The sequence below is a fragment of the Promicromonospora sukumoe genome, assembly GCF_014137995.1.
Taxonomy (GTDB): Bacteria; Actinomycetota; Actinomycetes; order Actinomycetales; family Cellulomonadaceae; genus Promicromonospora; species Promicromonospora sukumoe.
The window spans coordinates 1,645,792-1,660,064 of the sequence record NZ_JACGWV010000001.1 but is presented as its reverse complement, the minus strand read 5'-3'; the positions used below and the strand labels follow the sequence as shown (position 1 = coordinate 1,660,064).

The following is a 14,273-nucleotide window of genomic DNA, read 5'->3' as shown; positions in this document are numbered from 1 at the left end:
ACAAATACCCAGCACTCAACGAGGCGGTTCAGGTGTGGCGGGTGGCGGTTTCCGTGGCCAGACGGCGGAGCAGCGACCGGGCCTCCGGCGGGGCGGTGACCTCGATGTGGTCGGCGAACTGGAGGAGCTGCCGGGCCGCCTGGACCTGCGCGTAGGCGACGGTGATCGGCACCCGGCCGGACGCGTCCGCCGGGCCGACCGTGCGCAGCCGCGAGCCGAGGATGCGGCGCGCCAGGTCCACGCCGTCGGCGTCCAGAAGCGCAGTGACAGTGACCTCGTGCCGCGTCTCCAGCGCCTGGCCCAGCCCGGCGGCGACGTCGGCCAGCGTGGTGCCGGCGCGGAGGCGGCGGGCCTCGTCGAGCAGCGCCCAGCCGTCGAGCCTTGTCAGTGCGAAGAGACGGGGCGCGGCGGCGACGTCGGCGACGAGGTACCAGCGGTCCACCCGGAGCAGCAGCCCGTACGGGTCGACGACCAGGTCCCGCGCCGCGCTCTCCCCGCTGCGGCGATACGTGACACGCAGGCGCCGGGCCTGGCGCAGGTCGCGCGCGAGCGCGGCGACGTCGGGCGGCTCGCCCTCCTCCCGCGGCGCGAACCAGGCGCGGTTCTCGACGGTGACGACGTCCGCGAGGGACAGCGGCGCGACCCCGCGCCTGGGTGCCGGCGACCCGGGCCGCGTCGCGAACTTGCCGACGGCGGCCCGCGCCGCGGTCTCCGCGCCGAGCACCCGGGCCCGCTCCAGGTCGACGCCGACGGCGCGCAGCACGTCGGCCTCCGACGTCGTGAGCCGGCTGAGGTCGACCTGCTGGCCCGGGAGCAGGCTGATGCCGCCGTACCTGCCGCGCTCGGTGAGCACGGGGATGTCGGCGTCGACGAGCTTCTGCACGTCGCGCAGGATCGTGCGGGTGGACACGCCGAACTCGTCCGCGAGCGCCTCCGCGGTGGTGTGCCGGCGGGCCTGGAGGGCACCGAGGATGCCGATGAGGCGCTGCGCCGAGGTCATGGGCTTGCTCCCGTTTCGCTCTCGCCGAGATAAACCTGACAGGTTCTGTTGCATTATGGCGCGAGCGTGGGTGCGTCGCCGAAAGCCGGCGGCGTCTGGAAGGAGCAACCCATGCCCGCACCCAACCTCTTCCTCGTCTACGTGACCGACGTCGAGCGCGCGACCGCGTTCTACGGCGACCTGTTCGAGATCGAGCCCGTCACGGTCACCCCGCGCTACGTGCCGTTCGAGGTCGCGCCCGGCGTGCTGTTCTCGCTGTGGGGCGGCCAGGGCGACGAGGTCGCCGCGGACACCCCGCGCACGTCGGAGGTGGGCCTGATGGTGTCCCGGTCGTCGACCGCCGTCGACGACGTCTACGCGACGTGGGTCGCCAAGGGGGCCACCGTGGTCGAGGAGCCGCACGACGCCGTCTTCGGGCGCACGTTCGTGGTCGCCGACCCGGACGGCAACCTGATCCGCGTCTCACCTGTCGACTGACGGTCGCCGCCTGCCGCGCCGTCGTCGTTGAGTGCTGGATATTCGCCCTTCCGGAGCCCGCGAAAGGGCGAATATCCAGCACTCAACGAAGGCGGCGGGCCCGGGCGACGCGCCGCACGTAATGTGTGTGCCGTGCCGCCGACCACCGCCCCCGAGCCGTTCTCGCCGCAGGCCGCGCCGGAGGCGATCGAGGACCTGCGGGCGCGGCTGCGGGCCACCCGCTGGCCCGACGCGCCCGAGGACGCCGGCTGGTCGCTGGGCACCGATCTCGACTACCTCCGCGAGCTGGTCGCTTATTGGGCGGACGCGTTCGACTGGAGCGCGCAGGAGGCCGCGCTGGCGCGGCTCCCCCGCTTCCGGACGTCGGTCGACGGGCTGGGGATCCACTTCGTGCACGCGCGCGCCGTCGAGCCCGCCGGGCCGGTGCTGCCGCTGGTGCTGAGCCACGGCTGGCCGGACTCGTTCTGGCGGTACTCGAAGGCGGTGCCGCTGCTGACCGATCCGGGGGCGCACGGCGCCGACCCGGCCGACGCGTTCGACGTCGTCGTCCCGGACATGCCGGGCTTCGGGTACTCGGACCGGCCGGCCGGGGCGCCGCTGAGCTCGATCGACGTCGCGGGGCTCTGGGCGGAGCTGATGACGACGCTCGGCTACGAGCGGTTCGGCGCCGCGGGCGGCGACATCGGCAGCCACGTGAGCCGGTACCTGGCACTGGACCACCCCGACCGCGTGGTCGCGGTGCACCGCACGGACGGCGGCCTGCCCGTTTTCGCGGGCGACCCGGCCACCCTCCAGGCCGAGGAGCGCGCGTGGTTCGCCGAGACCGCGACCTGGAGCGCGACCGAGGGCGCGTACGGCGCGCTGCACCGCACCAAGCCGCAGACGGTCGCGGCGGCACTCAACGACTCCCCCGCCGGGCTCGCGGCGTGGATCGTCGAGAAGCTCAGGGCCTGGAGCTTCGGCGACCTGGAGGACGCGTACACGCGCGACGAGATCCTCACGAACATCACGATCTACTGGCTCACGGGCACCATCGGCTCGTCGATGCGGATGTACCACGCCAACGGCGCGATCCCGGCCCGGCAGGTCACGCGGCGGGTCGAGGTGCCGTCCGGGTTCTCGCTGTTCCCCGGCGACATCGTGCGCCCGCCCCGGGCCTGGCTGGAGCGCACGGCCAACACCGTCCACGTGACCGAGCCGGAGCGCGGCGGGCACTTCGCGGCGTTCGAGGAGCCGGAGCTGTACGCACAGGAGCTGCGCGACTTCTTCCGGCCCTACCGCGGCGCCTGACGTCAGGCGGGCACGGCACCGACGGGCTCGTTCCAGTCGATGTGGTGCTCGTAGATCCACCGGCTCGGGTCGTTGCCCGTGCGGGCCATGTGCGCCATGCCGAGCCGCATGACCAGGTCGCGCGGCACCGCCGCCAGGGGGTGGACCGCCTTCCACCCGCCGGTGCGCCGGCCCTGCTCGACGACGCGCTCGACGCGCTCGCGCCGCAGCCCCTCGTAGGCCACGAAGGCCGACTCGACGGTGGGCAGGTCGCGCAGGCACTTCGCCAGCACGACGGCGTCCTCGATCGCCATGGCCGCGCCCTGCCCGATCGAGGGAGCCGTGGCGTGCGCGGCGTCGCCGACGATGATCATGCGGCCCTTGTGCCAGGCCGGGACCGACGGCACGTCGTAGGTGTTCCAGCCCGCGAAGATCCTCTCGGTGGCGCCGATGATGTCGGCGGCGGGCCCCTTGTCGTCGCGGAACAGGTCGACCAGCCGACGCCGCCACTGCTCCGGGGTGATCGCAGCCAGCTCCGCCGGGGTGGGCTCGACCGGGCTCGGCGGGTTCGCCACCCACCACACCTCGCCGTCCGGGTGCGGCGTGTATGCGAAGAAGCAGCGCCGCCCGAAGATCGCGTTCATCATGCCCGGCTCGCTGTCGACCGTGATCCCCGCGGCGTAACCACCGGTGTTCAGCAGCCCGTTGTACCGGGCGCCGGGTGCGTCCGGGGCGATGAGCTCCCGGGTCCGCGACCGCAGCCCGTCGGCGCCGATCAGCAGGTCGCCCTCGGCGGTGGTGCCGTCCGCGAACGAGGCGACCACCCCGGCGTCGGACGGCCAGGTGCCGACCAGGCGCCTGCCGTGCTCGAACCGCACGCCGCGCCGCAGCGCCTCGTCGCGGAGCCTGGAGTACAGGTCGGCGCGTTTGACCGTGCGGCTCGTCAGGCCGTCGCCGGCCGTCTCGACACCCGTGCCGTAGGGCAGCTCGCCGAGCCTGCGGCCCGACCCGCTCGTCATCGTGATCCGCGGCGTGTCGAACCCGAGCCCGCGGACGTCGACGTCGACCGCGCGCAGGGCGTCCAGCGCGTTCACCGCGAGGGTCAGGTAGACGCCCGCGTTCTCCGCCGTCCGGTCGTACGCCTCGTAGACGGTCGCCCTGCTGCCCGCGGCCTCCAGGGCGATCGCGCACGTCATCCCGGCGATTCCGCCGCCGACCACCATCGCTGTGTATGTCATACACATCAGCGTATGGCATACACTCGGGATCGAGCCAGACCCTTTCGACACCGGCACGAGAGCGAGCACCACGACATGAACGCCAAGCCCCCGACCGGGCTCGACCTGCTCTGGGGGGCCGGCACCGGGGCGCCCGGAAGCGCGACGTCCGGCACTGCGACGTCGGCAACCCGGCAGGGCCTGACCCCCGACCGGATCGTCGCGGCGGCCGTCGAGCTCGCCGACGAGGGCGGCCTCGACGCCGTGTCGATGGCGCGGATCGCCGAGCGGCTCGGCTTCACGACCATGTCGCTCTACCGGCACGTGCGCAGCAAGGAGGAGATCCTCCTGCTCATGCTGGACGCCGTCGCGGCGGTGCCCCCGGCGCTCGACGAGCCGCCGGGCGACTGGCGCCTCGGGCTGGAGCGCTGGTGCGCCGCCCAGTGGACCATGCTGCGGGCGCACGCCTGGATCGTGGACGTGCCCATCAGCGGCCCGCCCGTGACGCCCAACCAGCTCACCTGGACCGACCGCGCCCTGGCCGCCCTCGGCGACACCGGGCTCGCCGAGAGCGAGAAGGCGGGCGTCGTCCTGCTGGTCGCCACGTACCTGCACAACAGCGCCCGGCTGAGCGCGGGGCTCGGGGACGCCGCGTCCGGCGAGTCCGTGGCCGCCTACAGCACGCTGCTCGGCCGGCTCGCCGACGCCGAGCGGTTCCCCGCCCTGCGCCGGGCCGTCGACGCGGGCGCCTACGACTACCCCGCCGACGTCCCCGAGGACGACCGGCAGATCGACTACTCGTTCGGCCTCGACCGCATCCTCGACGGCGTGGAGGCGCTGATCAGCCGGCGGGCCCGCTGACGCCTGCCGACATCACCACTCCGCCGACGCACCCCGCGGCGACACCGTCCGGGGCACGCCCCACGGGTTGTCGTCGCGCAGCGGCGCCGGCAGCAGGTCCTGTGGGGCGTCCTGGAACGTCACGCCGCGCAGGAACCGGCCGATCGCGGCCGTCCCCACCGACGTGCCGTCCGTGGTCGTCGCGGGCGACGGCCCGCCGTGCTGCATCGCGGGGGTGACGGCGACACCGGTGGGCCAGCCGCCCAGCAGCACCCGCCCGGCGTACCGGCCCAGCGCGGCCACGAGCGCGCCCTGCTCACCACCGGTCTCCCCAGCGCCCGTCTCCCCCGACCCCAGGTGCAGGGTCAGCGTCAGGTTCCCGGGGAACAGCTCGCCGACGACGGCGGCCAGGTCGGTGCCGGCCGGGTACTCCACGATCACGGAGAACGGCCCGAACACCTCGTCGAGCAGCGCCTCCCCGGCGGAGCGGAGCACGTCCAGCGGCGCCGCGACGAACGTCGGCGTCACCCAGGCCTGCCCGTCGTCGTCGCGCCGGAACCCGCCGGCTCGCACCACGCGCACGCCGCCCACCCCCAGCGCCTCCGAGACCCGCCGCTCGTACCCGTCCGCGATCGACGGGTTGAGCAGCCGGTGCTCCGGCACGTCGGCCGCGGCGGCGACCACGGCGTCGTCGTACGCCGTGCCCTCCGGGACCAGGAGGAAGCCCGGCTTGGTGCAGAGCTGGCCCGCCGAGCCGGAGACGCTCCCGACGAACCCGGCGAGCAGCGCGTCCGCGCGCTCGTCCAGTGCCGCCGCGGAGACCAGCACCGGGTTGACGCTGCCGAGCTCGCCGAAGAACGGGATCGGCTCCGGCCGCGCGGCGGCCCGGGCGGCCAGGAGCTGGCCGACGCGCTGCGACCCGGTGAAGGCCGCCGCCCGCACGGACGGGTGCTCCAGCAGCGCCACGCCGGCGTCCTGGTCCGTGACGAGCTGGAGCGTGTCCTCGGGCAGCCCGGCCTCGACCAGGGCGCCGGCCACGAGCGCCGCCACCCGCTCCGACAGCCACGGGTGCCCCGGGTGCGCCTTGACGATCACCGGGCAGCCCGCCGCGAGCGCCGCCGCGGTATCGCCGCCGGCGACGGAGAACGCGAACGGGAAGTTGCTGGCCGCGAAGTTGAGCACGGGGCCCACGGGCCACAGGGCGCGGCGCAGGTCGGGGCGGGGCCCGAGCACGAACTCGGGGTCGGCCTCGTCGATGCGGACGTCGAGGTAGGCGCCGTCCTCCACGACGTGTGCGAAGAGGCGGAGCTGCACCTGGGTGCGCTTGAGCTCGCCGCGCAGCCGGGCCTCGGCGAGACCGGTCTCGACCTGCGCGGTCGCGACGAGCTCGTCGGCGTGGTCACCGAGGGCCGCGGCGGCGCGGCGCAGGCCCTCGGCGCGGGTCGCGGGCGTGGCCCGGGACAACCCGGCGAACGCCTCGGTGGCCCGGTGGGCCACGTCGTCGACGGTGCGGTCAAGGTCGGACGCCGCGGTGGCGGTCATGGGGCTCCTCATCGAAGGCAAAGGCAGGATCGAAGACAAAAGGCAGGTCAGAACACGAAGCCCGTGGGGAACGGGTCGCTGGGGTCGAGCAGGTAGTTGGCGGTGCCGGTCACCCAGGCCCGCCCGGTGATGGTGGGCAGGACGGCGGGCAGGCCCGCGACCGTCGTCTCCCCCACCAGGCGCCCCACGAACCGGCTGCCGATGAACGACTCGTTGACGAAGTCGGTGTCCAGGGCGAGCTCGCCGCGGGCCCAGAGCTCCGCCATGCGGGCCGACGTGCCGGTGCCGCACGGCGACCGGTCGAACCAGCCCGGGTAGATCGCCATCGCGTGCCGGGACAGCGTGGCGTCGGAGCCGGGGGCGATCAGCTCGACGTGGTGGCAGCCCTCGACGCCGTCGAGCTCGGGATGCACGGGCTTCGCGGTCTCGTTGATCGCGTCCATGATCGCGAGCCCGGCGGCGAGCAGGTCCTGCTGGCGCTCGCGGTCGAACGGCAGCTTGAGGTCGTCGAGGTCGACCAGGGCGTAGAAGTTGCCGCCGAACGCCATCGAGTAGGGCACGGTGCCGTAGCCGGGCACCTCGACCTCCTGGTCGAGGGCCGTGACGAAGCTGGGCACGTTCTCGATGGTCACGGCGTCGGCGTGGCCGTCGCTGACGGCGACCTTCGCGACGACGAGCCCGGCGGGCGTGTCGAGCCGAATCTCGGTGACCGGCTCGACGACGTCCACCATGCCTGTCTCGACGAGCACCGTGGCCACGCCGATGGTGCCGTGGCCGCACATGGGCAGGCAGCCCGACACCTCGATGTAGACGACACCCCAGTCGCAGTCCGGCCGCATGGACGGCTGCAGGATGGCGCCGCTCATCGCACCGTGCCCCCGCGGCTCGTCCATCAGGAAGTGCCGCAGCTCGTCCAGGTGCTCCATGAAGTAGAGCCGCTTGTCGTTCATCGTGGCGCCGGGGATGGGCCCGACGCCGCCGGTGACGACGCGCGTGGGCATGCCCTCGGTGTGCGAGTCGACGGCGGTGATGGTCCTGCTGCTGCGCATGCTTGCTCCTTCTTCGTTGAGTGCTGGACATTTGCGCAGTCGAATCCTCTCGACCGCGCAAATAGCCAGCACTCAGCGGGGGCTGCGGGAGGCGATGTAGCTGAGCGCCGCCTCTGTGTCCTTGCGCACCTGCGCCTCGTGCTCGGCGGACAGCGGGCCGCGCGGCGGGCGGGTGGGGCCGCCGTAGCTCTGGCCGGCCATGTCGATCGAGAGCTTGATGGCCTGCACGAACTCGGTGCGCGAGTCCCAGCGGAACACGGCCACGAGGTGGCGGTACAGCTCGCGCGCCTCGTCGATCTTGCCCTCGGTGACCAGGGTGTAGATCTCGACGGCCTCGCGCGGGAACGCGTTGGGGTAGCCCGCGAACCAGCCGACGGCGCCCGCGACGAGCGACTCGAAGAGCAGGTCGTCGGCGCCCGCGATGACGTCGAGCTCCGGGGCGAGCTCCTTGATCTCCAGCACCCGGCGCACGTCGCCCGAGAACTCCTTGACGGCCACGACGTTCTCGAGCTGGGCCAGCTCGGCCAGGATGCTGGGCGTCAGGTCGACCTTGGTGTCGATCGGGTTGTTGTAGATCATGATCGGCAGGCCGACCTCGTTGACCGCGGCGTAGTGGGCGATCACCTCGGAGCGGTTGGCGCGGTAGATCGTCGGCGGCAGGAGCAGCACGCCGTCGGCGCCGTCCTCGGCGGCGAGCTCGGCCCAGTGCTTGGCCTGGTGCGAGCCGACGCCGTGCACGCCGGCCACGACGAGCCCGCGCCCGCCGACGGCCGCGACGGCGGTCTGGATCACCTTGCGGCGCTCGTCGTCGGTCAGGGAGGAGTACTCGCCGAGCGACCCGTTCGGGCCGACGCCGCGGCAGCCGTTGTCGATGAGGAACTCGCAGTGCGCGGCGAACTTCTCGTAGTCGACGGCCAGCCCGGCGGGCGCGGACTCGTCGGGCGTGAAGGCGAGCGTGGTGGCGACGATGACGCCGCCGAGGTCGAATCGCTGGTTCATGTCAGGTCTCCTGTGGTTGCGATGCTATGCGGGAAGGTGAGGTCGGTGGGGCGGCGAGGTCGCCGAGCCGGACGGGCACGACGATCGGACGGCGGTCGGCGGCTGTCCCGTCGTCGTCCAGCAGCTCCTGGAGCGTGCGGCCGCACATGCGTGCCTGGCACGGGCCGAGGCCGGCGCGGCTGGTGAGCTTCACGGAACGGGTCTCGCGCGAGGCGGTGAGGTCGACGACCTCGCGGATGCGGCCGTAGGTGGTCTCCTCGCAGCGGCAGACGACGGTGTCGTCGCGCAGCCAGCGCACCCAGCCGCCGCGGATGCCGTGGGCGGCCTCGATCCGGGCGGCGAAGCCGCGGGCACGGTCCCGGGCGCGGCTCACGCGGCGGGCGGCCCCGGACCGGAGGTCTCCCCCGGCCGCGGCCGTGCCCGCGACGGCGCCCTCGGCCAGGGCCGCGTCGGCCCCGCCGATGCCGGTGATCTCGCCCGCGGCCCACACCCCCGGCACGGACGTGGCCTGCGCGTCGTCGACGACGACGAACCGGCTCGGTGCCAACGCGCACCCGGCGGCGATCGCCAGCTCCAGGCGCGGCGTGAAGCCGTGGCTCACGGCGACGGCGTCGGCCTCGACCTGGCGCTCGGTGCCCGCGATCGGCGCCCAGCGCGCGTCGAGCCGCGCGACCGTGACTGCCTCGACCTGGCCGTCGCCGTGCGCGGCGACCACGGCCTCGCCGGGGCGCCAGGGGACGCGGTGCCGCACGAGCTCGCCGACGTACCCGGCCAGCTCGCCGGACTTGCCCGCGGCGCCGGCCAGCTCCCAGGGCCGGTCCAGCCAGCCGCGCGCGAGGGGGCCGAGCCGGCTCGCCTCGTGCACGCCGACGACGTCGGCGCCGGTGCGCAGCAGCGACGACGCGACGGGCAGCAGGAAGGGTCCGGCCCCGGCGACGACGACGCGGCGCCCGACGGCGACCCGCTCCCCCTTCGCCAGCGCCTGTGCGGCCCCCGCGGAGTAGACCCCGGGGAGCTGCCAGCCGGGGAACGGGAGGGTCCGGTCGTGGGCGCCGGTAGCGAGCACGAGGGCGTCGGGCTCGAACGTGCGGGCCTCGCGCCCGGCGGCGTCGGGCTCCCCGACGAGCACGTTCAGGCGGACGCCGTCGTCGAGCCGCTCCAGCGACCACACCTGGGCGTTCGGGAGCACCGTGACAGCCGGGTGTTCCCGCAGGGCGTCGGCCAGCGCGCGGTACGTGCCCCACTTGTGGTGCAGCAGGTGCTCGCGCCCGGCGGGCCGAACCTCGGGGAGGTGTCGCCAGTACTGGCCGCCGAGCACGTCGGCGGCGTCGAGCAGCGTGACGCGCGCCCCGGCGTCGGCGGCGGAGCGCGCGGCGGCCAGGCCCGCAGGGCCGGCGCCCACGACGACGACATGCCTGGTGTTCGCCCCGGTCATCGGGTCACCTCCGGTTCGCCGTGCCCGTCACGGCCCGCGGCGGGCGCGACGGTCCCGCCGGATTCGCCCGCACGCTCGCCGACGGCGACGGGCCCGCCCTGCCGCACCACGACGTCGCCGTCCTGCGCGCGGCGCAGGCAGGCCCGCACGTCGCGCAGGCCGTTGACCTCGACCACGCAGTCGAAGCACACGCCGATGCCGCAGAACACTCCGCGCGGGGCGCCGTCCTGGTGCGTGGTGCGCCACTGGCGCCGGCCGGCGCCCAGCAGGACGCCCGCGATGGTCTGCCCGGCGGTGCCGGTGACGGCCTCGCCGTCGACCCAGATCGTCAGGGGCCGGTCGGGGCCCGGCCGCACCGGGTCGGCGCCGGCCGGGATGCGGCGAGACGTCATGATCGTGCTCCCTCGGGATCGCTCTCCGACGTGTCAGACCCCCAGGTCCCCCGGGGGACCTGTACGTCTGACACGTGGGGGGTGGGGCGCAGGGTCTGGAGCGTGGGGCGGTCCGCGGCGTACGGGGACGGGTCGACGGCGGGTTCCGTCCCCAGCAGCGCAGCCGCGATCAGGTCGCCCGTCGCCGGGGCCAGGCCGACGCCGGCACCCTCGTGACCGGTCGCGAACCACAGCCCGGGCAGGGCCGGGTCGGCGCCGATCACGGGCAGGTGGTCGGGCATGTAGGGCCGGAAGCCCAGGTAGGAGCGCATCACGTTGGTCTCGGCGAGGAACGGGAACACCGCGACGGCGCGGCGCGCCATCTGCGCGAGCACCTCGGCGCGGAACCGCTCGTCGAAGCCGACCTGCTCGCGGCTCGACCCGATCAGCACCGTCCCGCCGCGCGTCGACTCGATGACGGCGGACGTCTGCAGCTCGGCGCCCGCGGACTGGGTGGCGGCGAAGTAGTCGCCGTCGTACACCTTGTGGTGGATGCGCTGCGGCATGGGCGTGGTCACGAGGACGACGCCGCGGCGCGGCCGCACCGGGACCCACGAGCCGAGCCGTTCGGCGACGTCCGCCGACCAAGGCCCGGCCGCGACCAGCACGGCACCGGCGGCGACGTCGCCCCGCGTCGTCGTGACGCCGGCCAGCCGGCCGTCCGCGCCGAGCAGGGGCCCGGTCACCTCGACGCCCGTGCGGACGACGGCGCCGGCGCGGCGCGCGGAGGCGAGCAGCGCCTCGGCGGCGGCGACCGGCTGCACCTGGGCGTCCTGCGGGTAGTGGACCCCGCCCAGCACGCCGGGCGCGAGATCCGACTCCAGGGCGCGCGCCTGGTCGGCGGTCACCTCGACCGCCTCGACGCCGGCCTCGCGCTGGCCCGCGGCGAAGTCGCGCAGCCCGGCCAGGCCGTCGTCCGACGACACCACGACCAGGCCGCCCTTGGCATCGTGCTCGATCGACGGGAACCGGGGGCCGAGCTCGTCGGCCAGCTCCTGGGCGAGCGCCGTCCAGCGGCGCAGCGACTCCTGGGCGAGCACCAGCTCCGGCCCGGGACCCTTGTCCGAGACCAGCAGGTTGCCCTCGCCGTGGGCGCTCGTCCCGGCGACCGCGGCCCCGCGGTCGAGCACCACCACCGAGGCGCCCGCGAGCGCCAGGGAGCGCGCGCACGCGGCGCCCACGATCCCGGCGCCCACGATCACGACGTCCGTCGCCACGTCCACCCCCTCCATCGCTGCGTAGTCCTGTGTCTGCCTAGTCCTGTGTCTGTCTCACTGCCTGCCCCGGGCGCGCGGCCAGGAAACCCCGAGCGGTCCCGCTCAGTCCTCCGGCTTCCCCGCCCACGTGCCCAGCGAGTGCCCGATGTGCCGTTCCATCAGCGCCTTGGCGCCGGGGCCGTCGCCGGCCGCGAGCAGGTCGAGCAGCTCGTGGTGCTCCTGGGCGGAGGCGGCCAGCGTGCCTGCGGCGACCATCGTCGAGAGCCCGAGCAGCCGCGCGCGGTCGCGCAGGTCGGCCACGATCTCGCCGGCCACCGGGTTGCCGAGCAGGCCCATGAGCCGCAGGTGGAACGCCTGGTCCGCCTGGAGGTACGCGACCAGGTCCCCGGTGCGCGCGCCCTCGACGATCTCGTCGGCGAGCGCCCGGAACTCCCCGAGCTGCCCCACGGGGAACGACTTGGCGAGCCGTTCCATCCAGACGGGCTCGATCACGAGCCGGACGGCGGCGACGTGCCGCAGCGTCTGGTCGCTCACGCGCGTGACGCGGAAGCCCTTGTTGCGCACGGCCTCCAGGAACCCGCGCCGCTCCAGGTCGAGCACGGCCTCGCGCACGGGGGTCGCGGACACGTCGAAGCGCGCGGCGAGCGTGGGCACGGAGACCAGCTCGCCGGGCTCCAGCTCGCCGGCGACGATCGCGGCCACCAGCGCGCGGTGGACCTGCTCGCGCAGGCTCGCGACGGGTGCCAGACGGCGGACCGACGGGGTCGGTGAAACTGAGCTCATGATGCTCTCCAGGGGTGCCAGGCTTCGACAGTAGAATATTACACACGACAGGAAACCCGTCGTCAATGCCGCCAGAGGGTACCTGAGCGAGGGCTCGATCGCCGGGCTTTCGCCCGTCAGAACTGGCGTCATCCCGCCGAAACGCGACGTTTACAATCACCCCATCGACACCGCTGTACTGTCTCAGTAACATATCACGCATCACATATCGAAGGCTGGCCGCGTCGACGACGACCGTGGCCGCGCCGGGGCCGTACCTGTAGACCACCCGACGCACCCGCGTCACTGATCGAAGGGCCACATCGTGAAGCTCCATCGGATTACGACAGCAGCCGTGGCGGTCGCCGCGACGCTCGCGCTCGCCGCGTGCGGCGGCGGCAGCCAGGACGCCTCCTCCTCGGGCGGCGGCGGGTTCGAGGCCGAGCCGGCCGAGGGCGGCACCGTCCAGGTGCTGCAGAACGCCGACTTCTCCTACCTGGACCCGGCGCGCGGCTGGGACGGCGGCGTGAACAACTTCTACCGCCTCGTCTACCGCCAGCTCACCACGTCGGCGCCGGGCTCGGCGGAGAACCCCACCGAGATCGTCCCCGACCTCGCGGAGAGCCTCGGCGAGGTGTCCGACGACGGCCTGACCTGGACCTACACGCTCAAGGACGGGCTGAAGTTCGACAACGGCGACCCGATCACGTCGGCGGAGGTCAAGTTCGGCATCTCCCGCGCCTGGGACCCGGAGATCGGCATCGGCTCGCCGTACCTCAAGCAGGTCATCGACGCCCCCGAGGACTACGAGGGCCCCTACAAGACCGGTGACCTGCCCACCGTCGAGACGCCGGACGAGAAGACGATCGTCTTCCACCTCAAGGAACCGTTCCCCGAGTTCGACGCCGTGCTCTCCCAGGTGAACGCCACCCCGTTCCCCGAGGGCAGCGGCGAGGGCGACGAGTTCATCCACGAGATCATCGCCTCGGGCCCGTACAAGCTGGCCGAGTACGTGCCGGGCAGCACCATCAAGCTCGAGCGCAACGAGAACTGGGACGCCGCGACCGACGAGGTGCGCGCCGCCAAGCCGGACGGCTGGGAGTTCACGATCGGCCTCGACCCGGCCACCATCGACGAGCGCCTCATCGCCGGGCAGGGGGCCGACGTCAACGCGATCTCCGGCACCGTCCAGCCGGCCACGCTCCCCCGCCTCCAGACGCCGCAGCTCCAGGACCGCACCCTGCAGCTCCCGGGCATCTGCACCACGTACATGGGCCTGAACACCACCAAGGAGCCGCTCGACGACGTCCGCGTGCGCCAGGCCATCAGCTACGCCATCGACCGCAACGCCATCGTCAACGCGAGCGGCGGCACGCAGCTCGGTGAGCCCTCCACGACGATCCTCCCGAGCAGCGTCGCCGGCCACAAGGACTTCGACCTGTACCCGTCCGCGGACGGCACCGGCGACGTCGAGGCCGCGCAGGCACTGCTCGACGAGGCCGGCCTGTCGGACGGCTTCACCCTGACCCTCGACATCCGCGCCCAGGAGTCCATGCAGGCCCAGGGCGAGGCGGTCCAGCAGGCGCTGGAGCGCATCGGCATCACCGTCGAGCTCAACCTGATCGACACCGCCACGTACTACGAGACCATCGGCACCCCGTCGCAGCAGCACGACGCCGCCATCACCGGCTGGTGCCCGGACTGGGCCTCGTCGGCCGCCACGTTCATCCCGCCGCTGTTCGACGGCCGCAACATCTACGAGAAGGGCAACTCGAACCTCGCGCAGCTGAACGACGAGGACGTCAACACCCGGATCGACGAGATCAAGGCGATGACGGACATCGACGCCGCCAACGTGCAGTGGGGCGACCTCGACGAGGAGATCGTCGGGCTGGCCCCGGTCGTGCCGCTGATGGTCGCCAAGACGGTGTCGCTGCCCGGCGAGAACGTCACCGGCCTCTACTCGTCGGCGAACGCCGCGACCGGCGGCATCGACTACGTCGGCGTCGGTCTCAAGGACCCCGAGAAGGGCTGA

The 14,273-nt window shown here is 73.7% G+C and carries 13 protein-coding genes; 4 read left to right on the top strand and 9 right to left on the bottom strand.

Translation table 11 applies throughout. The features are described 5' to 3' along the window. Positions 1 to 28: 28 nt before the first annotated feature. Positions 29 to 1,000 carry a helix-turn-helix transcriptional regulator gene (locus tag FHX71_RS07370; protein ID WP_182615087.1) on the bottom strand — a complete coding sequence of 324 codons (972 nt, stop codon included), beginning with the start codon at positions 998 to 1,000 and terminating at the stop codon, positions 29 to 31. Positions 1,001 to 1,111: 111 nt separating this feature from the next. Between FHX71_RS07370 and FHX71_RS07365 the strand changes: the two genes are divergently transcribed. Both FHX71_RS07365 and FHX71_RS07360 read left to right on the top strand, forming a co-directional pair. Continuing rightward, complete coding sequence (locus FHX71_RS07365; protein ID WP_182615086.1) at positions 1,112 to 1,477, top strand: VOC family protein; 366 nt, start codon at positions 1,112 to 1,114, stop codon at positions 1,475 to 1,477. A gap of 132 nt (positions 1,478 to 1,609) precedes the next feature. Further along, positions 1,610 to 2,767 (top strand): epoxide hydrolase family protein, encoded by a 1,158-nt coding sequence (locus FHX71_RS07360; protein WP_182615085.1) that lies wholly within the window; start codon positions 1,610 to 1,612, stop codon positions 2,765 to 2,767. A gap of 2 nt (positions 2,768 to 2,769) precedes the next feature. On the opposite strand, the gene FHX71_RS07355 is transcribed toward FHX71_RS07360, so the two are convergent. Then, on the bottom strand, positions 2,770 to 3,984 hold the full coding sequence (locus tag FHX71_RS07355; protein ID WP_182615084.1) for an FAD-dependent monooxygenase: 1,215 nt from the start codon (positions 3,982 to 3,984) through the stop codon (positions 2,770 to 2,772). 75 nt (positions 3,985 to 4,059) lie between these two features. Here FHX71_RS07355 and FHX71_RS07350 point away from each other — a divergent pair, with 75 nt between their 5' ends. Then, a complete protein-coding gene (locus tag FHX71_RS07350; protein ID WP_182615083.1) occupies positions 4,060 to 4,824 on the top strand; it encodes a TetR/AcrR family transcriptional regulator in 765 nt (254 codons plus the stop codon). 12 nt (positions 4,825 to 4,836) lie between these two features. On the opposite strand, the gene FHX71_RS07345 is transcribed toward FHX71_RS07350, so the two are convergent. The 7 genes from FHX71_RS07345 to FHX71_RS07315 form a co-directional block, all read right to left on the bottom strand. Beyond that, a complete protein-coding gene (locus FHX71_RS07345; RefSeq protein WP_182615082.1) occupies positions 4,837 to 6,345 on the bottom strand; it encodes an aldehyde dehydrogenase family protein in 1,509 nt (502 codons plus the stop codon). A 47-nt stretch (positions 6,346 to 6,392) separates the two neighbouring features. Further along, positions 6,393 to 7,394 carry a proline racemase family protein gene (locus tag FHX71_RS07340; RefSeq protein ID WP_182615081.1) on the bottom strand — a complete coding sequence of 334 codons (1,002 nt, stop codon included), beginning with the start codon at positions 7,392 to 7,394 and terminating at the stop codon, positions 6,393 to 6,395. 72 nt (positions 7,395 to 7,466) lie between these two features. After that, positions 7,467 to 8,393, bottom strand: coding sequence for a dihydrodipicolinate synthase family protein (locus FHX71_RS07335; RefSeq protein ID WP_182615080.1), 927 nt, complete (start codon positions 8,391 to 8,393; stop codon positions 7,467 to 7,469). A 1-nt stretch (position 8,394) separates the two neighbouring features. After that, complete coding sequence (locus tag FHX71_RS29695; RefSeq protein ID WP_182615079.1) at positions 8,395 to 9,828, bottom strand: NAD(P)/FAD-dependent oxidoreductase; 1,434 nt, start codon at positions 9,826 to 9,828, stop codon at positions 8,395 to 8,397. Next, positions 9,825 to 10,220, bottom strand: a complete 396-nt coding sequence (locus tag FHX71_RS07325) for a (2Fe-2S)-binding protein (RefSeq protein WP_246402340.1) — start codon at positions 10,218 to 10,220, stop codon at positions 9,825 to 9,827. The genes FHX71_RS29695 and FHX71_RS07325 overlap by 4 nt, the downstream gene beginning before the upstream one ends. Then, a complete protein-coding gene (locus FHX71_RS07320) occupies positions 10,217 to 11,476 on the bottom strand; it encodes an NAD(P)/FAD-dependent oxidoreductase (RefSeq protein ID WP_182615078.1) in 1,260 nt (419 codons plus the stop codon). Before FHX71_RS07320 ends, FHX71_RS07325 begins: the two co-directional genes overlap by 4 nt. Positions 11,477 to 11,578: 102 nt before the next feature. Next, a complete protein-coding gene (locus FHX71_RS07315) occupies positions 11,579 to 12,259 on the bottom strand; it encodes a GntR family transcriptional regulator (RefSeq protein ID WP_182615077.1) in 681 nt (226 codons plus the stop codon). 304 nt (positions 12,260 to 12,563) lie between these two features. Between FHX71_RS07315 and FHX71_RS07310 the strand changes: the two genes are divergently transcribed. Beyond that, a complete protein-coding gene (locus tag FHX71_RS07310; protein ID WP_182615076.1) occupies positions 12,564 to 14,273 on the top strand; it encodes an ABC transporter substrate-binding protein in 1,710 nt (569 codons plus the stop codon).

Excerpts from the sequence above, each read along its gene's own strand:
- FHX71_RS07370 (WP_182615087.1), bottom strand. The coding sequence starts at position 1,000 with ATGACCTCGGCGCAGCGCCTCATCGGCATCCTCGGTGCCCTCCAGGCC.
- FHX71_RS07365 (WP_182615086.1), top strand. The coding sequence starts at position 1,112 with ATGCCCGCACCCAACCTCTTCCTCGTCTACGTGACCGACGTCGAGCGC.
- FHX71_RS07355 (WP_182615084.1), bottom strand. The coding sequence starts at position 3,984 with ATGACATACACAGCGATGGTGGTCGGCGGCGGAATCGCCGGGATGACG.
- FHX71_RS07350 (WP_182615083.1), top strand. The coding sequence starts at position 4,060 with ATGAACGCCAAGCCCCCGACCGGGCTCGACCTGCTCTGGGGGGCCGGC.
- FHX71_RS07345 (WP_182615082.1), bottom strand. The coding sequence starts at position 6,345 with ATGACCGCCACCGCGGCGTCCGACCTTGACCGCACCGTCGACGACGTG.
- FHX71_RS07340 (WP_182615081.1), bottom strand. The coding sequence starts at position 7,394 with ATGCGCAGCAGCAGGACCATCACCGCCGTCGACTCGCACACCGAGGGC.
- FHX71_RS07335 (WP_182615080.1), bottom strand. The coding sequence starts at position 8,393 with ATGAACCAGCGATTCGACCTCGGCGGCGTCATCGTCGCCACCACGCTC.
- FHX71_RS29695 (WP_182615079.1), bottom strand. The coding sequence starts at position 9,828 with ATGACCGGGGCGAACACCAGGCATGTCGTCGTCGTGGGCGCCGGCCCT.
- FHX71_RS07325 (WP_246402340.1), bottom strand. The coding sequence starts at position 10,220 with ATGACGTCTCGCCGCATCCCGGCCGGCGCCGACCCGGTGCGGCCGGGC.
- FHX71_RS07315 (WP_182615077.1), bottom strand. The coding sequence starts at position 12,259 with ATGAGCTCAGTTTCACCGACCCCGTCGGTCCGCCGTCTGGCACCCGTC.